General features: G+C 70.4%; 17 protein-coding genes. 10 read left to right on the top strand and 7 right to left on the bottom strand.

Features of this window, described 5'->3' with window-relative positions:
• Positions 1 to 100: 100 nt before the first annotated feature.
• From ABZX61_RS01935 to ABZX61_RS01920, 4 genes are all read left to right on the top strand, one after another.
• Positions 101 to 1,753 carry an LCP family protein gene (locus ABZX61_RS01935; RefSeq protein WP_355190721.1) on the top strand — a complete coding sequence of 551 codons (1,653 nt, stop codon included), beginning with the start codon at positions 101 to 103 and terminating at the stop codon, positions 1,751 to 1,753.
• 179 nt (positions 1,754 to 1,932) lie between these two features.
• Entirely contained in the window at positions 1,933 to 3,339 is a 1,407-nt protein-coding gene (locus tag ABZX61_RS01930) for an acyltransferase family protein (RefSeq protein WP_355190719.1), read from the top strand.
• A 56-nt stretch (positions 3,340 to 3,395) separates the two neighbouring features.
• A complete protein-coding gene (locus tag ABZX61_RS01925; RefSeq protein ID WP_355190718.1) occupies positions 3,396 to 4,358 on the top strand; it encodes a glycosyltransferase in 963 nt (320 codons plus the stop codon).
• A 124-nt stretch (positions 4,359 to 4,482) separates the two neighbouring features.
• Positions 4,483 to 5,196, top strand: coding sequence for an acetoacetate decarboxylase family protein (locus ABZX61_RS01920; RefSeq protein ID WP_350728362.1), 714 nt, complete (start codon positions 4,483 to 4,485; stop codon positions 5,194 to 5,196).
• A 21-nt stretch (positions 5,197 to 5,217) separates the two neighbouring features.
• On the opposite strand, the gene ABZX61_RS01915 is transcribed toward ABZX61_RS01920, so the two are convergent.
• From ABZX61_RS01915 to ABZX61_RS01890, 6 genes are all read right to left on the bottom strand, one after another.
• Positions 5,218 to 6,102 (bottom strand): glycosyltransferase, encoded by an 885-nt coding sequence (locus ABZX61_RS01915; protein ID WP_350728361.1) that lies wholly within the window; start codon positions 6,100 to 6,102, stop codon positions 5,218 to 5,220.
• Between the two features lie 185 nt (positions 6,103 to 6,287).
• Complete coding sequence (locus tag ABZX61_RS01910; protein WP_355190715.1) at positions 6,288 to 7,055, bottom strand: CDP-alcohol phosphatidyltransferase family protein; 768 nt, start codon at positions 7,053 to 7,055, stop codon at positions 6,288 to 6,290.
• Positions 7,033 to 8,073: an iron-containing alcohol dehydrogenase family protein gene (locus ABZX61_RS01905; RefSeq protein WP_350728654.1), complete on the bottom strand. Its 1,041-nt coding sequence runs from the start codon at positions 8,071 to 8,073 to the stop codon at positions 7,033 to 7,035. The genes ABZX61_RS01910 and ABZX61_RS01905 overlap by 23 nt, the downstream gene beginning before the upstream one ends.
• A 28-nt stretch (positions 8,074 to 8,101) precedes the next feature.
• Entirely contained in the window at positions 8,102 to 8,836 is a 735-nt protein-coding gene (locus ABZX61_RS01900; RefSeq protein ID WP_350728359.1) for a phosphocholine cytidylyltransferase family protein, read from the bottom strand.
• A 77-nt stretch (positions 8,837 to 8,913) separates the two neighbouring features.
• Complete coding sequence (locus tag ABZX61_RS01895; RefSeq protein ID WP_350728358.1) at positions 8,914 to 9,522, bottom strand: DUF5941 domain-containing protein; 609 nt, start codon at positions 9,520 to 9,522, stop codon at positions 8,914 to 8,916.
• Positions 9,523 to 9,533: 11 nt separating this feature from the next.
• Positions 9,534 to 10,949 carry a CDP-alcohol phosphatidyltransferase family protein gene (locus ABZX61_RS01890; protein WP_355190712.1) on the bottom strand — a complete coding sequence of 472 codons (1,416 nt, stop codon included), beginning with the start codon at positions 10,947 to 10,949 and terminating at the stop codon, positions 9,534 to 9,536.
• Positions 10,950 to 11,060: 111 nt separating this feature from the next.
• Between ABZX61_RS01890 and ABZX61_RS01885 the strand changes: the two genes are divergently transcribed.
• Together ABZX61_RS01885 and ABZX61_RS01880 are read left to right on the top strand one after the other, a co-directional pair.
• A complete protein-coding gene (locus ABZX61_RS01885; protein WP_355190710.1) occupies positions 11,061 to 11,813 on the top strand; it encodes an IspD/TarI family cytidylyltransferase in 753 nt (250 codons plus the stop codon).
• Between the two features lie 41 nt (positions 11,814 to 11,854).
• Positions 11,855 to 13,591 carry a CDP-glycerol glycerophosphotransferase family protein gene (locus tag ABZX61_RS01880; protein WP_355190708.1) on the top strand — a complete coding sequence of 579 codons (1,737 nt, stop codon included), beginning with the start codon at positions 11,855 to 11,857 and terminating at the stop codon, positions 13,589 to 13,591.
• Here the strand turns inward: ABZX61_RS01880 and ABZX61_RS01875 are convergent.
• Positions 13,586 to 14,605 (bottom strand): glycosyltransferase family 2 protein, encoded by a 1,020-nt coding sequence (locus ABZX61_RS01875; RefSeq protein WP_350728354.1) that lies wholly within the window; start codon positions 14,603 to 14,605, stop codon positions 13,586 to 13,588. The two genes, ABZX61_RS01880 and ABZX61_RS01875, sit on opposite strands and share 6 nt — an antisense overlap.
• Before the next feature lie 81 nt (positions 14,606 to 14,686).
• Here ABZX61_RS01875 and ABZX61_RS01870 point away from each other — a divergent pair, with 81 nt between their 5' ends.
• Genes ABZX61_RS01870 through ABZX61_RS01855 form a run of 4 tightly spaced genes read left to right on the top strand, consistent with a single transcriptional unit; the run spans position 14,687 to position 18,307 of the window.
• Complete coding sequence (locus tag ABZX61_RS01870) at positions 14,687 to 16,129, top strand: LCP family protein (RefSeq protein WP_355190706.1); 1,443 nt, start codon at positions 14,687 to 14,689, stop codon at positions 16,127 to 16,129.
• 32 nt (positions 16,130 to 16,161) lie between these two features.
• Positions 16,162 to 16,509, top strand: a complete 348-nt coding sequence (locus ABZX61_RS01865; protein WP_350728352.1) for an STAS domain-containing protein — start codon at positions 16,162 to 16,164, stop codon at positions 16,507 to 16,509.
• Between the two features lie 59 nt (positions 16,510 to 16,568).
• Entirely contained in the window at positions 16,569 to 17,468 is a 900-nt protein-coding gene (locus tag ABZX61_RS01860; protein WP_355190704.1) for a GNAT family N-acetyltransferase, read from the top strand.
• A complete protein-coding gene (locus ABZX61_RS01855; protein ID WP_355190702.1) occupies positions 17,468 to 18,307 on the top strand; it encodes an LLM class flavin-dependent oxidoreductase in 840 nt (279 codons plus the stop codon). Before ABZX61_RS01860 ends, ABZX61_RS01855 begins: the two co-directional genes overlap by 1 nt.
• Positions 18,308 to 18,345: the final 38 nt, after the last annotated feature.

Genomic DNA, 18,345 nt, shown 5'->3' with positions numbered 1-18,345 from the left:
CCCGCGGTCATGGCACCTGGCACGCCGTACGTGACCTCGTCTCGTGGCGCGAGGCGACGAAGCCAGCGCGTCAGGCGCGAGAAGTGAGGCTAGGGGACGTATGACTGACTACAGGAGCGTGCCCGTAGTCACCTCCGGGCAGGACTACCGGGCTGCCCCCACCCAGCCCGGCAGCAGGATGGCGCGTAGAGCGGCCGCCGCGGCTCCGCCGCCCCCGCCCGACGACCGGCCGCCGCGCGGCCACCGCGGCGGCGGCAACGGCGGCGGCCAGAACAAGATGCGCATCCTGGCCTGGGTCAGCATCGGCGTGACCTCGCTCATGGTGGCCGGCGCGCTGACCGGCTACACGGTCTACCGCGACGCCTTCGGCAACATCAAGAAGAAGAGCGTCAACAGCGACATCATCAACCCCCGGCCCGTGGACACCGGCGCCCTCAACGTCCTGCTCGTCGGCTCCGACACCCGCGCGGGCAAGGGCAACGCGCGGTACGGCCAGAAGCTGGCCAGGGAGGCGGACGCGGGCGGCAAGCGCACCGACACGATCATCCTCATGCACATCTCGCCCAACCGGGACAAGGCGCGGCTGATCAGCTTCCCGCGTGACTCGATGGTGCAGATCCCCAAGTGCAAGAACGAGACCACCAAGCAGGAGATGCCGCCGCGCCGGGACATGATCAACTCGGCGTACAACTCCGGCGGCATCGCCTGCACGATCTCCACGATCGAGACCCTCACCGGCATCCGCGTCAACCACTTCGTCGAGGTCGACTTCAGCGGCTTCAAGAACATCGTGGACGCGCTCGGCGGCATCGAGATCTGCCTCAAGTCCGGCGTCAACGACAAGAACTCCAAGCTGGTCCTGCCGCCCGGCAAGAGCCTGCTCAACGGCGAGAAGGCCCTGGGCTACGTGCGCCTGCGCCACTACGGCGACGGCAGCGACATCCAGCGCATCAAGCGGCAGCAGATCTTCCTGAGCAAGGTCGTCGCCAAGGCCACCAGCAGCGAGCTGCTCACCGATGTCGGCAAGCTCAGGGACTTCATCGCGGCCGCGGCCGGCTCGGTCACCATGGACCCGGAGCTGGCCAACGACACCGAGCAGCTCATCAACATCGCGCTGAGCGCCAAGGAGATGACCGCCGGCGGCGTCAAGTTCACGACGATCCCGTGGGGGCCCGACCCCGAGGACAAGAACCGCGTGGTCTGGAAGCAGCCCGACGCCAGCGCGCTGTTCACCTCGATCAAGACCGACACCGAGGTCGCCACCCCGGCGCCGTCCGCCAGCACCGGCACCGCCACCGGCACCAAGCCCAAGGTCACGCTCAAGCCCGAGCAGGTGAAGATCCAGGTGCTCAACGGCACCAAGACCTTCGGCAAGGCCCGCGAGGTCGCCGACCAGCTCGCCAAGGAGGGCTTCAACGTCGTCGGCGTCGGCAACTACGAGGCCTCCGACGGCAAGAGCCTGCCGAAGACCGAGGTCCACTACGCCAAGACCATCGAGTCGGCGCCCGACCACGCCGGCACGCTGGCCGGGGCCCTCGTGCCCAAGCCCGCCCCGGCGTCGGGCAAGGTCGCGGTCACCAACCCGCAGCCGTACACGCCGGCGATAGCCCCCACGAGCACCCCGCCGAAGGGCACTCCGGTGATCCAGCTGGTGGTGGGCGAGGACTTCGAGTCGGTCAAGGTGACCAAGCTGCCCGACAGCGTCAACAACAGCACGATCACCGCCTCCGAGCAGAAGAACACCTGCACCTGACGAGCCTCCAAGTTCCCTGTGGAATCGGGCGTTCTCGCCTCACACGAGGGACAGGAGGCGCGTGGGCGGGATAGTCTGTTGCGGGTCGGCGACGCAGCGCGACCCGGAGCCGAGAGGCCATCCGTTGGTCGTGCTGCCGTCGTGTTCCCCGGCCCCGAGCGAAGCTGAGCGACTCCCCTGTGTCTGACACCAGATTCTCCCCACCGGTCACGACTCCGCGGAGCCCCGAGGAGGAGACCGGCGGCCCCGCCCAGACGGGAGCCCGCTGGCCGCTGCCGGAGGAGGCGTTCTGGAGCGAGGAAGCCGATCCGCACTGGATGGCGCCGGGTGAGCTGACCCAGCCGCAGCCCGCCGTCAAGGACGACGAGCCCCCGACGAAGACCCCGGCGGAGAGCCCGGCGAAGGGCCCCGCAAAGGCTCCGGCGAAGGGTCCCGCGAAGTCCCCGGCGAAGGCTCCCGCGAAGGCTCCGGCCGCGGCGGACGAGCCCTCGCAGGCGGCGCAGGAGCGGCGTCCGCGGAAGCGGGCGAAGGCCGCGGCGGACGACACGGCCCAGCCGCAGCCGGAGCCGAAGCAGGAGGCCCAGCCGGCCAAGCGCAAGCGCGACCCGTACCTCGACAACGTCAAGTTCGTGCTGATCGCGCTGGTGGTCGTCGGCCACTCGCTGGTGCCGACGCTGTCGGCGGACTCCTCCAGGGCCCTGTACATCTTCATCTACACGTTCCACATGCCGCTGTTCGTGCTGATCAGTGGCTATTTGTCCAGAAATTTCTGGAACTCGAACGCCAAGACCAACAAACTGGTCGACACGTTCCTGGTCCCGTACGTGATCGTCGAGGTCGGCTACGCCCTGCTCCGCGTCTCGGTGGGCCAGAAGTGGAGCCTGACGATCATCGACCCGGCGTGGCTCAACTGGTACCTGCTGGCACTGCTGTTCTGGCGGCTGTCCACCCCGGTGTGGAAGCGGATGAAATATCCGGTGCCGGTCGCGATCGTCGTCTACCTGCTCTCCGGGTTCTCGCAGATCGAGGGCGACTTCAGCATGGACCGCTTCTTCGGTCTCATGCCGTTCTTCGTGATCGGCCTGGTGATGCAGCCGGAGCACTTCGAGATGCTCAACCGGCGGTGGATCAAGATCCTGGGGATCCTCACGATCCTGGGTGCTGCGGGGGTGGCGATCCTCCTCGCTCCGCAGGCGAAGCTCTCCCCGTTCTACTTCAAGGCCAGCTTCCAGGACCTCCACCTGTCGTGGTACATGGGCCTCGGCATGCGCGCCGGGCTGCTGGTGTGCGCGCTGGCCATGTGCTTCGCCGTCCTGGCGCTGGTGCCCCGGGGCGAGACGTGGTTCTCCGACCTCGGCACCCGCACGCTCTACTGCTACCTGCTGCACGGCATCCCCGTGCTGGTCGCCAAGGAGATGGGCTGGCTGGAGCTCCCGTGGCTATTCGGGCCGCTCGGCGTGCTGGCGATCGCCTCCAGCGCCTTCGCGCTGGCGATCGTGTTGTGCCTGCCTGAGACCCGTACGGTCTTCAAGTGGGTGCTCGAACCCCGCCTGACCTGGCTCTATCGCCGCCCATCACGAAGTTAAGCGACAGTTCTACCCACATTTACGCCTTTGACCTGGTAGGCGCGGAGCATCGACACATGCGGACATGTGTCGCCACGACCGTCCATCATCCCGAGGACGCCCGGATCATGCACCGGCAGATCAGGGCGCTGCTCGACGCGGGCCACGAGGTCACCTACGTCGCGCCGTTCACGTACTTCAACGTGACCCCCACCATGGGGGTCACCGCGATCGACGTGGCGCGGCACGCCTCGTACGGCAGGGCGCGCGCGGCGCTGAAACGCGGCGTGAAGGGCGCGGACCTGCTGATCGTGCACGAGCACCGCCTGCTGGGCGCGCTGCCGTACAGGCGTCCTCCGGTCGTCTGGGACATACGCGAAGAGGTCTCCCCCAGGCGGCTGGCCCGCGCGGGGAGACGCCACCGCGTGATCACGCCCGCGGTGGTTCCCGAGGCGACCCTGGTGTCGCCCAGCCCGCCTCCTCCCGGCGACACCAGGGTCGTGCACATCGGCCGCCTCTCGTCCGAGCGCGGCGTGTCGGAGCTGATCGGGCTGGCCGAACGGCTGGTCCCGTACGGCGTCAGGCTCGACCTCATCGGCGCGGCGGCCCGGGACGTCCGTCCGCTGCTGCGCGACGCGCAGCGGGTCGGGCTGCTCGACTGGTTCGGGTACGTGCCCAACCGGCACGCGCTGCGCATGGCCGAGGGCGCGCTGGCGGGTCTTTCGCTGGCGGACGACACGGTGCGGGCGGCGCCGACGAAGATCATGGACTACATGGGGCGCGGGCTGCCCGTCATCACGACTCCCCAGGGCTCGGCGCTGGTCGAGCGGACCGGGTGCGGGCTCGTGGTGCCGCTGAACGTGGAAGCCGTGCTGAACGCCGTACTGGACCTGAAGGAGGACCCGGTGCGGCGGGCCCGGCTGGGCGCCCTGGGGCACGCCGAGGCGCGGCTGCACCACCACTGGCCGGACCACGCGGCGGCCTTCGTCAACCGCGCCGAGTCCTGGGCCGGTCTCCCCACCCACGCCCTGGCCGTCTGACCGGAACGGCCGGCCCTCCGGGAGCGCGGGCGACACGCCGGAGGCCGGGCGGCGGGTGCGGCACCACGGAAGGACATCGGGGGTGGGAATGGCGACACGACGGACGGGTTGATGTACTGGGGCCATGGCAACGCATCTGATCCAGGGCCGGACGGTGGCCATGCCGGTGCGGGTGCGGGACGCGGAGGTGTGCAGCGCCTTCTACGCGGTGCGCGCCGACGCCGCCAGGGCGGTGATCGCGTACTCCGGACTCGACGTGGCCGAGTTCCTGCCCGGCAAGGCCGTCTGCGTGCTGCTGTTCGTGGACTACCGCGACGGCGATCTGGACCCGTACCACGAGTTCGGCATGGCGTTCCTGGTGCGTCCCCCGGGCGTGTCCGGGACCGGAGGGCTCTGGGACCTGCGCCAGGCCGGGGTGTTCGTGCACTGGCTGCCCGTGGACCAGCCGTTCACGCTGGAGGCCGGGCGCACGCTGTGGGGGTTCCCGAAGGAGCTGGCGGACATCGAGCTGCGGCTCGGCACGCCGTACAAACGGTGTGTCCTGCGCAGGGACGGCCGGCTCGTGCTGGACATCCTGATCAAGCCGGGCGTGCCAGCGCCGGGCGCGACGGTGATGGCGCCGCTCGACGCCTACACGCACCGGGACGGGATCACGCGGCGCGTGCCCTGGTCCGTAAGGGCCCGCGGCGCCCGGATCCGCCCCGGCGGGGCGCTGATCCGGCTGGGCAACCATCCCATCGCCAAGGAGCTGAGCGAGCTGGGGCTGCCCAGGCGGGCGATGTTCACCAGCACGATCTCGCGGGCCGCGATGTCCTTCGGCGAGGCCGTCGAGGTCTGACGCCCCGATGGCCCGCCGCGGTCAGACGATCGGCGGACGGCCCAGCTTGACCATGCGCCACGCCGTACGCCACGCCATGGGCCGTCGCTCGCCCGCCGGGGTGCGCAGGCCCTCGAAGAACCCGCTGAACCACGCCTTGAGCGCCGGCCCGGCCCCGCGCTCCCGCACGAGGGTGAGCACGACCCAGTTGGTGAGGTAGAGGAACGCCAGCGGCCACGGCAGGTTGCGCCGCGCCAGCCAGACCCGGTTGCGCGCGTTGAGCCGGTAGAACTCGACGTGCCGGGTCGGCGGGACCTGCGGATGGTACATCACCGTCTCGGCGTCGTACTCGATCCGGTAGCCCTCGCCCAGCAGCCGCCAGGCCAGGTCGGTCTCCTCGTGAGCGTAGAAGAACCGCTCGGGCAGCCCGCCCACCTGGAGGAAGGCCGAGCGCCTGATGGCCGAGGCGCCGCCGAGGAACGTCGTGACCGGCGACGAGCGCTGCGGGTCGCCGGCGCGCAGCCGGGGCACGTGGCGCCGCTGGCCGATGCCGCCGTCGGGGTCCATGACGCGGAAGGAGATCACCGCGAGGTCCGGCTCGGTGGCGAAGCGGTCGCGTACGTGCGCGACGACCTTCTGGTTGGCATACCAGCCGTCGTCGTCGAGGAACAGCACGACGTCTCCCGAGCACTCCTCCACGCCGCGGTTACGGCCTGCGGGGATGCCCGTGTTCTGGTCGAGCCGGATCGCTTTCACGACCGCGGCCGACCCTTCGGGTGGCGTCGCCGACAATTCGGGCACATCTGCGCCGTTGCCCACGATCACCACCTCGACGTCGCCGTCGACCTGGTTGAGCGCGGACTCGACCGCCCGATTCAGCTCCGCGACCCGGTTACCCATGGTGAGGATGACGCACGAGATCTTCAACGAATCACTGTCCTGACGCGTTGAGAACACGGGCGGAGCATTCTTTCATGATCACCGAGTCTGCTGGTCTGCATGTTTTGGAAAGGCTGGGGCTAAGCGTATCGGAACCGAGGATGAACCCCCACCGAACGGCGGACGTCCGATCTATACGACGGACGGGGAGCTCCTCCGGTTCCGACATCAGATCACGCCAGTCTCTTCGAGGCGATGATGCTTACCAAATGCAGGACAACCTGTAGGCATGCCGCTACGAAGCAGGCCACGATCAGGACCCGCGAGGCCGTCAGGTCACCGAGGATCAGATCGACGACGGCGGCCGCCAGCGCCAGCAGCGACAGCTCGATCGGCTGCACGATCCGGTGGAACTTCGTCGCCGAGAGCACCCGCCGGCCCAGGCCCAGGAGCCCGGAGCGGAACTGCACCGCGGAAGCCTCCGTGGCGGCCTCCAGACCGCCCTTGGCCCGCGCCACCTCCACCAGGTCCGTCTCGGCCTTGATGAGGATCGCGCCGAGCGCCGCGGCGAAGCCCAGCACTGTGTACCAGTCGGGCAGTACGGCCGACGCCCGCCAGCCCAGCCCGGCCAGCACCGCGGCCTCGCAGAAGTAGGCTCCGACCCGGTCGAGGTAGACCCCGACCAGCGAGGTCTTCCCCGTCCAGCGGGCCAGCTCGCCGTCGGAGCAGTCGAGCAGCAGGTAGACCTGCACCAGCAGGGCGGCGCCCACGGCGGCCCACAGGCCCGGCAGGGCGAGCACGACCCCGGCCAGGGCCCCGGCCACCGTCATCACCCAGGTGAGCTGGTTGGGCGTGACGGAGGTCTTGGCGAACAGCCAGGTGACGTAGATGGACAGCTGGCGCATGTAGAGCACGCCGGCCCAGTGCTCGCCGTTCCTGCGCTCGAGGTGGCCGGCGGGCTGGGCGACCCGCCGGATCTCAGCTACCGAAGGCCCGGACATAGTCCCCCACCCGATCGTGGATCTCGGAGTCCTGCATGCGCAGGTGCTCCAGGATCGTGTAGCGGCCGGGGCGGGTGGACGGTGCCAGGGCGACGGCCTCGGCGAACTGCTGGCCGGTCAGCCCGATGTCGGCGGGCACGACGGGCAGCTTGTGCCGGCGCAGGCAGTCGACCACCTGCGTGACCCGGGCCTCGTCCTCCCTCAGGAAGAAGCAGAAGGCGGCACCGATCCCGGCGAGCTCGCCGTGGTTGGAGGTGCCGGGGAAGAGCTGATCCACGGCATGAAGGATCTCATGATCTCCACCGCTCGCGGGCCGGGACGACCCCGCGATCACCATGGACATGCCGGACAGGATGAGGGACTCGGCCAGCACGGTCAGGAACGCGTCGGACTCGATGGAGTCGCCGCGGCCGACGAGCGCCTCGGCGGCCGTGCGGGACATCGAGCAGGCCAGCCCGTCGATGGGCTCGCCGCGCTCGACGTTGCCGAGCTGCCAGTCCTCGATGGCCGACAGGTTGCTCACCACGTCGCCCACGCCCGCCCTGACCAGCGACTCCGGCGCGTTGTGCACGAAGTCGAGGTCGACCAGGATGGCCAGCGGCATCGGCACCCCGAACGAGCCCTTGCCGCCCTCGTAGACCAGGGAGGCCGTGGGCGAGCAGATGCCGTCGTGGGAGAGGTTGGTGGCCACCGCGACCATCGGGATGCCGGCGAGCGAGGCGGCGTACTTGGTGGCGTCGATGGTCTTGCCGCCGCCGACGCCCACCACCACCTCGTAGGCGGCCTTGCGCAGGTCGGCGCCGAGGGAGACGGCCGCGTCGACCGAGCCGTCGGCCACCCGGAACACCTCGGCCTCGCCCAGCTGGGGTGTGATCAAGCTCTCGATGTGGTCGCCCTGCCCGCGGCCGACGGCCACCGCGACCCGGCCGGAGGTGGCCACCCTGCTGTCGGCCAGCAGGGCGCCGAGCTCGGCCACCGCGCCCCGCCTGACCTGCATGGTCAGCGGCGCCGGCAGCATCCTCGCTAGAAGCGGCATGCGCGCCCCCTCAGTAGCGGACGGCTATGGTACGAGCCTTCGCCAGGTCGTCGTGGTTGTCCACCTCGACCCAGTCGACCTCCCCGATGGGCGCGGCGTGGATGACCTCGCCGCGCTCGACCATCTCCTGGTAACCGTCCTCGTAGTAGAGCTGGGGGTCACGCTCGAAGGTCGTCTTGAGCGCGTCGGCCAGCAGGTCGGCCGCGCCGGGCCGGATGAGGGTGGCGCCGATGTACTCGCCGTACGCCTCGGCCGGGTCCATCAGCTTGGTGATGCGGCGCAGCGAGCCCTCCGGCGAGAGCGTGACCTTCATCTCCTCGTCGGCGAGCTTCTTGACGTTGTCGACGGCCAGCAGGATGCCGCTCGTCTCAGGAGCGGACAGCAGCGTCTTCTCGACCGAGACCGGGTGCACGGTGTCGCCGTTGACCAGCAGCACGCCCTGGGAGAAGTAGTCGCGGGCGCACCACAGGGAGTAGGCGTTGTTCCACTCCTCGGCCTTGTCGTTGTGGACGAGGGTGAGCTTGACGCCGTGCCGCTGCTCCAGGGCCTCCTTGCGGTCGTGGACGGCCTGCGCCGCGTAACCGACGACGACCACGACCTCCCGCAGATCCACCGCCGCGAGGTTGCGCAGGGAGATGTCCATGATCGTGGTTTCGCCGTCGACCGGCACGAGCGCCTTCGGCAACGTGTCGGTGTACGGCCGCAGACGTCGTCCGGCTCCAGCGGCCAGAACCATTCCCAGCAACGTGCACTCCTCAGTCGAGCATGTCTTCGTGAGCCCAAAGAGTATTCGTCTTTGGGCCCTGAGCGGGTAATCCGGCGTTAGTCTTGCGTTCCCGTATCGGGTGTTTCCACCCCGGAACGGGGCGCGGCGAGCCAGCACGTGAGGCTCTCCCAGCCGAAGAACGCCCACAGATAGAGCGCGAGCAGCAGATAGCCGCTGGTCAGCCAGCCCGTGAGAGCAACCAGCGAGACCACCATCATCCGGCCGTCCCAGCCGAGGCCGAACGTGGACAGCCACGCCGGTGCGTACACGCGCTGCCGCAGCCGGTAAACAAGATCATAGTGGTGGAACGCCAGCGCGCCGAGCAGCAGGAAGATCACCACGGGGTGCACCTCGTGGGCGAACCCGCACGACGCGACGAAGGTGTACTCGATGAGCCGCAGGATCGGCGGGACGAGCCAGTCGAACCTGCCGTCGTGCGCGTGCGTGCTGCCCGGCCCGGCCAGCAGCAGCGTCACGGCGGGCGCGAACACCGCGAGCCCGTCCGTGCCCGCCACGCCGAGCAGCAGCAGCACGCCCGTGACGAACGTGCCCGCGATCACCGGCGGCAAGGGTGGGAGCTGCCCGGCCACGAGCAGGCCCATGGCGCGCGAGAGCGGGCCGTCGTCGCGGTAGGCCACGACCGTGCTGCGGGGGACGGGAGTCATGTGGACCGAAATCACCGTGCCGACCTCGCGATCCGTCCGGCGAGCTGATAGAGGGCCGCCACGCCGCCCCAGCAGAGCAGGGACAGGAACGTCACCTTGGCGTTCCAGCCCGCGGCGGTGACGGCGATCAGCGCGGTGCGCTCGCCGATGGGCAGCACGACGCTCTTCTTGAACCAGCGGGCGATCGCGTCGCGCTCCAGGCGCTGGGCGATCCCGAGCACGCCCCGTGCCCGGCTCCCGTCGGCCGACTCCAGGAGGGAGCGCGCGGGGCGCCCCCACTGCGCGCCGACGCGGGCGGCGTCGGTGCGGGCCCCGGCGTACGTCTGGTCGATGGCGTGCCGCACGACCTGGAGGATCATGGCGGCCACGGCGAGCTGCCAGATGCCGGTGCCGGCGAAGCCCAGGGCCAGGCCGACGTAGACGGCGTACTCCTTCAGCCGGTCGGCCATGCCGTCGGCCCACGCCCCCAGCGGCGAGAACGTGCGCGTGTAGCGGGCCAGCTGCCCGTCGAGGCAGTCGAGCACGAACGACAGGTAGAACAGCAGCGCCCCCGCCAGCCGGCCGGCCTGGCTGCCCTCCGAGAACCAGAGGGCCGCCAGCGCGGCCATCCCGATCGAGGCGCCGGTGACGGTGTTGGGGGCCAGGTTGAGCCGGACCGACGGTTTGAGCAGGTGGCGTGTCCAGGTGGAGACGAAGAAGGTGGCGAAGAAGCCGTCGTCCGCCTTGATGGACAGGTCGAGCCTGACCTTGGCCTCGTCCACCTCGGCCAGCCTGGCGACGGCGGTGTCGGCGGCGTGCTGGCCGGTCACCCGGTCGGCGTGCAGCGGCCCGATCCCGGCCGCCCGCACCGACACGCCCGATCTGACCAGCCCGACCAGGAGCAGGTCGACGGCCTCGACGGGGGTGACCGGGCCCAGCTTGCCGGTGTCGGCCAGCTCGGCCAGCTCCTCCGCGATGTCCGCCAGCGCGCCCAGGTCGGCCTCGCCCGCCTTCAGCACGCCTCTGAACGTGGCGTTGGCCTCGGGGACCACGTGGAACGAACTGCCCGCGGCGACGATCTTGCCTCCTTCGACGCGGACGGGCGGCCGCATGGGCGCCGTGGCGGCGTCATGGGAGACCAGGGCCCCGCTGCCGCGCGCGGGGTGGTCGAGCAGCAGCGCCAGCGCCTCGGTGTGGGCCACCAGGTCCGCGGGGAGCACGGCCACCGCCCCCGTGGAGATCCGGGCGATCTTGGCGACGCCTCTGAGGTCGGCTCCGAGGCCGCCACCCGGCGTCACCACCTGGATCTCCCGGACGGGCAGCGTGGCGAGCTGGTCGGTGACGCGGTCGAGCAGGGTGACGTCGAAGCTGGAGAGCTTGCATGCCGGGGTCGTGGCGAGCACGACGACCGATGTGGCCGTGGTCTCGCGGGTCAATGAGTCGGGCAAAGCGCAGGTCTCCTCCCGGTCGCGCGGGAGCCGCGTGGCTTGGGGGTGCGTAGGCACAGCGTAGCGACAGGTCAAGGCGGAATCACGGAACAGGACCGTTACGCTGCCGATATGGATTCACGGTTGCGGTCGGTCGGGGTGCTTCTCGCGGGCGGCGTGGGGCAGCGGATCGGGATGGACACCCCCAAACAGCTCATCGAGGTCGCGGGAAAGCCGATCATCGAGCACTCGCTGGCGGTGTTCCAGAACGCGCCGGAGATCGACGAGATCGTGGTGCTGATGACGCCCGGCTACACCGACCGGATCCGCGAGATCGTGGACAAAGGCGGCTACGACAAGGTCAGCAAGGTCGTGGAGGGCGGCGCGAGCCGTACCGAGAGCACGTGGCTGGCCCTGGGGGCGCTGGGGGCCGAGGAGTGCAACGTGCTGCTGCACGACGCCGTACGCCCGCTCGTGGAGCCCCGGATCATCACCGAGTGTGTCAAGGCGCTGGAGACGCGTTCGGCCGTCAACGTGGCGATCCCGAGCTCCGACACGGTCCTCGTGGCCGTACCGGGGCCCGGCGGCGAGGTGATCGGCGACGTGCTGGACAGGTCGGTGCTGCGGCGCAGCCAGACGCCGCAGTGCTTCCGGCTCTCGGTGATCCGCGAGGCGTACGAGCGGGCGCTGGCCGACCCCGGGTTCGCCGGCCGCCCGGCCACCGACGACTGCGGCGTGGTGCTGCGTTACCTGCCCGACGTGCCGATCCACCTCGTGCCGGGCAGCGAGCACAACATCAAGGTCACCCACCCCCTCGACCTGCGGATCGCCGAGCTGCTCTTCCAGCTCGCCGCAACCCCGCCGATCTCCGACTTGCCCAGATAGGTCACAGACGTTTGACCTGAGAGTTGTTACTGTGCGATCACATGAGGAGACTCATCGTGATCGCGGCCCTGCTCGGCTGCTACCCCACGCTGTTGTGGTCGGCCCTCTGGCCCGCTCCGGTGGTGTTCGGGGCGGTCGCCGTGCTCTCCTACGCGGTGGAGTACGCGGCCTCGCGCGCCGCCAGGCCCCTGCCCGAGCTCCTCGGCAGGGTGCACCTCGGGGTCACGCTGCGCTTCGCCGCCAGGGAGACCATGGCGCTGCTGCTGGTGGCGCGGATGGCGGGGGTCGACTCGCCGTGGTTCGTGGCGCTGGCGTCGGGCATCTTCGCGATCCACGTGGTGCGGGCCGGGCACACGGCGCTGGCGCTGCGGCTCAAGGGGACGCTCAGCCGGATGCCGGTGACCACCCGCAACCTCGACGTCTCGGCGCTGCGCATCCCGAAGATGCCGCCGCCGTCCCTGCGTGACAGCCGCAGCATGCGTTTCCTCTACCTCGACGCGCTGCCGGTGGTCGGCGCGGCCGTCGGCGCCGTGCCCGCCGCGATCGGCGCCGGTCTGGCGGTCCTGCTGGGCATCGCCGGGGCGCTCGCGCTCATCCCGTACGTGCGCCGCGCCACGCCGCTCACCGACAAGGCCAGGGTGCTGGCGGTCGTGGGCGAGCAGGTCGAGAAGTACCGGCCCGAGGTCATCCTCTACTTCTCCGGCGCCACCGCGGCCGCCTACCAGGCCAGGATGTGGCTGCCCACGCTGGAGCGCATCGACCGGCGCGCCATCGTCGTGCTGCGCGAGCGCGGCATGGCTAACCACCTCGACGCGACCACGCTGCCGATGCTGTGCATCCCGTCGGCGGCCGACCTGATGAGCTTCCGCGCCCTGTCCAGCGCCAAGCTCTGCCTGTACGTCTCCAACGTCGGCAGGAACGTCCACATGCTGCGCATCCCGACCCTGCGCAGCGCGTTCCTCAACCACGGCGACAGCGACAAGGAGGCGTCGTTCAACCCGTTCTCCCGGGTGTACGACGAGGTGTGGGTGGCCGGTCCCGCGGGCCGCGACCGCTACCGCCGGGCCAGGGTGGGCGTCAGGGACGAGAGCATCCACGAGGTCGGCCGGCCGCAGCTCGAAGGCATCTCGACGGAGGGGCCGGAGCTGCCGTACCGCACCGTCCTGTACGCCCCCACCTGGGAGGGCTGGAACGACGACCTGTTCCACACGTCGCTGATCACCATGGGCCCGCGCATCGTGCGGGCGCTGCTGGACCACCGGCCGCGGGTACGCGTGATCTACAAGCCGCACCCGCTGACCGGCCACCGCGACCGCAGCGCCGGCCGCGCGCACCGGAAGATCGTGGCCATGATCGAGGCGGCCGAGCTGGCCAAGTCGAAGGCCAGGCACCCGTCGCGGGCGACCGGGGAGACGCCGCGGATCGAGCATCTGATCGTCACCGGCCCCGAGCCGCACCTGTACGACTGCTTCAACCGGTGCGACCTGCTGATCAGCGACATCTCCAGCGTCGTGGCCGACTTCCTGGCCAGCGAGAAGCCGTACGCGGTGACGAACGTCGCCGGCCTGGACGAGCGCGCCTTCCACGAGCGCTACCCGAGCACCGAGGCGGGCGTGCTGATCGGGAAGGACCTGGCCGGGCTCGCGGAGTTCCTCGACGGGGAGGACTCGCTGGCCCGGGCCAGGATCAAGCTCAGGAGCTACCTGTTCGGGGCGGAATATCCGGACGCGCTGACCCGCTTCGACGCCGCCGTCGAGCGGGTCTTCGCGGGGTCATGACCCGGGCGGCCTGGCCAGCTTCTTCGGGCTGGTGAGGAAGCCCCAGCCCCAGGAGCAGTGCATGGCGGCGTACACGATCGGCAGCCGCAGCCGCGCCCCCGGGGACAGCCCGCTGCCCGTCAGCGCGGAGCCCGCCGCGATGGCGACGGCGTAGCCGCCGGGGACGATGAGCGCCCAGGGGAAGAACGGCGAGACGACCAGCCCCAGCAGCATGGCCAGCACCGCGGCGGGCGGCGCCAGATAGCGCAGGTTGATCGTGCCCTCGTGGGTGCGCGCGACCACGCGCCGCCACCTGCCGTAGTGGAAGTACTGCTTGGCCAGGGCCTTGACGTTGGGGCGGGGACGGTAGGAGACCCGCATACGCGGCTGGAACCAGACCAGGCCGCCGCTCTGGCGGATGCGGTGGTTCATCTCCCAGTCCTGCGCCCGCTGGAAGTGCTCGTCGTAGCCGCCCACCCGGTCGAGCGCCGAGCGGCGGAAGACGCCCAGGTAGACGGTGTCGGCGGGGCCCGCGGTGCCGCCCACGTGGAAGGCGGCGGCGCCCACCCCGATCTTGGACGTCATGGCGCAGGCGACGGCCTGCTCGAACGGCGTGATGCCCTCGGCCGCCATGACGCCGCCCACGTTGTCGGCGCCGGTCTCGGCCAGCGTCTCGACGGCGACGCGCAGGTAGTCGGGGGGCAGCATGGCGTGCCCGTCGACCCGGGCGATGATGCCGTTGCGCGAGGCGGCGATGGCGGCGTTGAGCGCGTTGGGGGTGCGGCCCGTCGGATTGGGCACGACCGTCACCCGTGGATCGGCCGCCGATATGGCGTCGGCGACCTCCTGGGTGCGGTCCTGGGACGGACCCACGGCGAGCACGACTTCGATCTCACCTGGGTAGCTCTGGGCGAGGACCTGGTCGACGGCCTCGCGAAGGTGCCGCTCCTCGTTGAGGACCGGCATGACGACGGAGATGGGGGGCCAGGCACGCGTCTCCGCGGGGGCCTGCGGCGAGTCGGGGAACTGCTTCATGGCGGGGCTCACGCTACTGTACGACCAGGGGAGTCGGGCAATCGAAAGCCTGATCCTCCGGGTGACAAAAAGGGGGACGGGATGCGCGACCCGGGCGAGGAGGACGGCGGTGTGCTCGTGGGCGGCGACGCCTACGGCGGCGTCAAGCTCGCGAACCCGCGTCCCCGCAGGCCGCTCAGGAGCGCCAAGGCCCGCCGTCGCAACGTGTTCGTCGCCGGGTTCCTGTCCACCGGGGTCCTGGTGGCCACCGGCGTGGTGTGGGCGACTCCGCGCCAGATCGGCACCGTCGACGCCGGGGTGACCGTGCCGGCCGCCCGCGGCGCCGAGAACATCCTGATGGTGGGCGTCGACAAGCGCGACGACCTCACCCGCCAGCAGCAGAACCGGCTCAAGCTGGGCCGCGAGTCCGGCCAGCGCACCGACACCATGATGGTCATCCACCTGTCGGAGGACCACAAGCGGGTCACCGTGGTGAGCCTGCCGCGCGACACCTGGACGACGATCCCCGGCAAGGGCGAACACAAGATCAATTCGGCGTACCAGTTCGGCGGGCCCAAGCTCACCAAGGAGGCCGTCGAGGCCGCCACCGGGCTGCAGATCAACCGCTACATCGAGGTCAACATCCTCGGCTTCATCGACGTCGTCGACTCCCTCGGCGGCGTCACCGTCTGCACGCCCGTGCCGATCAACGACCCCAAGACCGGGCTCAACCTGCCCGCCGGCACCCACCAGCTCCAGGGCGTGCAGGCGCTCGGCTACGCCCGCACCCGCGCCACCGCGCGCTCCGACCTCGATCGCATCGACCGGCAGCAGCAGGTCATCTCGGCCCTGCTCAACCGGGCGCTCAGCGCCGACACCCTGGCCAACCCGGCCAAGCTGGCCTCGTTCGTCAACTCCACGCTGAGCACGGTCAAGGTCGACCCCGACGACGGTCTCCTCGGCCTGGCCACCCAGATGCGGGACGTCTCGCTCGACGACGTGCGCTTCGCCGAGGTGCCGCTGGCCAACGTCGACTTCAAGGCGCCCACGGGCGAGTCCGCGGTCCTGTGGGACAAGCCGGCCGCCCGCGACATGTTCGCGCGGATCAACGCCGACCAGGACCTGACCAAGCCCGCCGCCTCCCCCTCGCCCACTCCTTCGGTCAAGCCGTCGGCCATCCCGCCCGGCAGCATCACGGTCAAGGTCAAGAACGGCACGCTCATCACGGGTCTCGGCGCCCGCACCAAGGAGGGGCTGGTCGCGTACGGCTTCAAGGTCCCAGGCCAGCCCGGCAACACGCCCAAGAAGGACTACAAGAAGACGGTCGTCCATTACGGCGCGGGTCAGGAGGACGAGGCGAAGGTCGTGGCCGCCGCCATCCCGGGCGCCGAGCTCGACAAGGCCGACATCAAGGGCATCGAGGTGATCATCGGCAGCGATCAACCGAAGATCGCGAAATCCAAGTCGGCTTCCATGCCGTCAGCGAAACCGAGTGTTACACCGACCACCAAAACGGCAATGCAGAACATATGTAAGAAACAGTAATAACAGTCGGCGGTTCGGCAGGTGAAGCCCTCATGGTGGTCAGGTCGTGGCGGGAGGACCCCTGTACGGTGCTGCACGTCGTGGGCGACCTCGACGTGGCAGGCGCCCCCCGGCTGCGGGACGAGCTCGAACAGGCCATCGCCGCCGCCGACCCGCTCAACCTCGTCGTCGACCTGACCGAGGTCCCGTTCTGCGACTCGGTGGGCCTCGGGGTGCTGGTGGCCACGCTCAACCACGTCCGGCGCGTGAAGGGCCGCCTGATCCTGGTGCTGGCCCCCGGCATGATCCGCCACCTGCTGACGATCACCAACCTCGACCGGCACTTCGAGACGCGCGAATCTCTCGGCGAGGCGTGTTCGGCCTTCGGCAGCGCCGCCTGACCTCGATCGAGCCTCAATGGGGACGGTCTGAGTGATCGCTTCCGTGCGAGAACATGGTCATGTCATCACAGGCACCCCTCGCCACGGCGGCCGCGGCCGGGGAGAGCCCCTCAGGTGTGGAGGCCTTCGCGTTGTTCGACCAGTTCCCCGAGCCGGGGCGCTCCCAGCTCGCGGCCGCCTTCGACGAGGGCAGGACCCGGCCTGAGTGGTGCTTCGTGAAGGGGCAGGCCCGCCTGGCGTTCTGGGCGCCCTTCCCGGGCTCGGAGCCGGTGACCATCTGGCAGTTCGACCCGGGCCCCGATCCGGTCGCCGCCGCGGAGCTGCTGAGCGGCAGCCTGCGCACGATGGGGCCGACCAAGATGATCCACGACATCTCGCTCAAGCCGGGGCTCGACCCCGTGGTCGACCGCGCCGTGGAGCACGAGGCCCTGACCCTCGCGGGGTTCGTCATGGAGGTCGAGCGGCTGGTGCTCGAATGGGTGGCGGGCAACGACGTCCCTGTCCACCCGGGCCGCCTGACTTACCGCCCCGCGCGCCGCATGGCCGGCGACAAGGTGATCGACGTCCTCGTACGCATCTCGGAGGGCTCGCTCGACTACGACACCCGGATCGAGGTGGCCACGTCGGGGGCCGAGCACGAGGCCCGATGGATGTACGACGACCTGATCAACCGCAAGGGCAAGCCCGACTGGTTCGTGATCGGCTACCTGGGCGACTCCCCCGTGGGCCTGGTGGCCCCCGACGACCACTCGATCGCGTACATCGGGGTGGTGCCCGAGCACCGCGGCCACGGCTACGTCGACGACCTGCTGGCCAGGGGCACCCGCACGCTGGCCGAGGCGGGCGTGCAGCGCATCGTCGCCGTCACGGACGTCGCGAACGTCCCGACTGCCGACGCCTTCCTGCGTGCTGAATACTCGGAGGTCGGCCGGTTGTTCCGCTATTACTGGAGGGCATAGTGAGACTCGGAGTCATGTTCGACCGGGACCTTCCTCCCGAGCAGTTGATCCCGTTCGCCAAGGCGCTCGACGAGACGTCCGTGGACGACCTCTGGGTGGTGGAGGACCTGGGCTGGACGGGGGGCGTCTCGTCGGCCGCCACCGCGCTCGCCGTCACGTCCCGGCTGCGGGTCGGCATCGGCATCACGCCCGCTCCCCTGCGCAACCCGATGCTGCTGGCGATGGAGCTGGCCAACCTGGCCAGGGTGCACCCCGGGCGGCTGGCCGCCGGGATCGGGCACGGCGTGGGCGACTGGATGCGCCAGGTGGGCGCCGCCCCGTCGTCGCCGCTGACGCTCCTGGAGGAGACGATCACGTCCGTAAGCGCGCTGCTGCGCGGCGAGACGGTCACCCTGCACGGCAGGTCCGTCCACCTGGACGGGGTCTCCCTGGTGCACCCGCCCTCCGCGCCCCCGCCCGTGCTGGCCGGGGTGAAGGGGCCGCGCTCGCTGGCCCTGTCGGGCCGGGTCGCCCAGGGGACGATCATTCCCGAGGGTGTCGGGCCCGCGCAGCTGCCCGGGATCCTGGACCAGATCGGGGGCTCCGCGGATCACGAGCTCGTGGTCTTCTCCTTCCTCAACACCGAGGCCGAGGTCCCGGAGAGCTCCCGGGCCCTGGTGGCGGGGCAGGCCGGGTTCCTCGGGGTCGCGCCCGAGGAGGTGGCGATGGCGTCGGGGTCTCCTGAGGCCGCGGCCGAGCACGTCAAGGAGCTGTGGGCGGCCGGGGCCGCCACGGTGGCCGTGCGGCCGCTGGGGCCGGACCCGCTGCGGCACGTCACGGCCCTGCTGTCGGCCCTCTGACGCGCGTTCTCTGCGTTCTCGGGGCCTGACGCGTGGTC

Origin of the sequence: Nonomuraea sp. NPDC003709 (assembly GCF_040610775.1) — a bacterium.
Taxonomy (GTDB): domain Bacteria; phylum Actinomycetota; class Actinomycetes; order Streptosporangiales; family Streptosporangiaceae; genus Nonomuraea; species Nonomuraea angiospora_A.
Note: the sequence above shows the minus strand (reverse complement) of the source record. Positions and strands in the feature narration are given on the sequence as shown.

Bases quoted from the DNA above. Each gene is read 5' to 3' on its own strand.
- ABZX61_RS01935 (WP_355190721.1), top strand. From the start codon at position 101: ATGACTGACTACAGGAGCGTGCCCGTAGTCACCTCCGGGCAGGACTAC.
- ABZX61_RS01925 (WP_355190718.1), top strand. From the start codon at position 3,396: ATGCGGACATGTGTCGCCACGACCGTCCATCATCCCGAGGACGCCCGG.
- ABZX61_RS01920 (WP_350728362.1), top strand. From the start codon at position 4,483: ATGGCAACGCATCTGATCCAGGGCCGGACGGTGGCCATGCCGGTGCGG.
- ABZX61_RS01910 (WP_355190715.1), bottom strand. From the start codon at position 7,055: ATGTCCGGGCCTTCGGTAGCTGAGATCCGGCGGGTCGCCCAGCCCGCC.
- ABZX61_RS01905 (WP_350728654.1), bottom strand. From the start codon at position 8,073: ATGCTGCCGGCGCCGCTGACCATGCAGGTCAGGCGGGGCGCGGTGGCC.
- ABZX61_RS01895 (WP_350728358.1), bottom strand. From the start codon at position 9,522: ATGACTCCCGTCCCCCGCAGCACGGTCGTGGCCTACCGCGACGACGGC.
- ABZX61_RS01885 (WP_355190710.1), top strand. From the start codon at position 11,061: ATGGATTCACGGTTGCGGTCGGTCGGGGTGCTTCTCGCGGGCGGCGTG.
- ABZX61_RS01880 (WP_355190708.1), top strand. From the start codon at position 11,855: ATGAGGAGACTCATCGTGATCGCGGCCCTGCTCGGCTGCTACCCCACG.
- ABZX61_RS01875 (WP_350728354.1), bottom strand. From the start codon at position 14,605: ATGAAGCAGTTCCCCGACTCGCCGCAGGCCCCCGCGGAGACGCGTGCC.
- ABZX61_RS01870 (WP_355190706.1), top strand. From the start codon at position 14,687: ATGCGCGACCCGGGCGAGGAGGACGGCGGTGTGCTCGTGGGCGGCGAC.
- ABZX61_RS01865 (WP_350728352.1), top strand. From the start codon at position 16,162: ATGGTGGTCAGGTCGTGGCGGGAGGACCCCTGTACGGTGCTGCACGTC.
- ABZX61_RS01860 (WP_355190704.1), top strand. From the start codon at position 16,569: ATGTCATCACAGGCACCCCTCGCCACGGCGGCCGCGGCCGGGGAGAGC.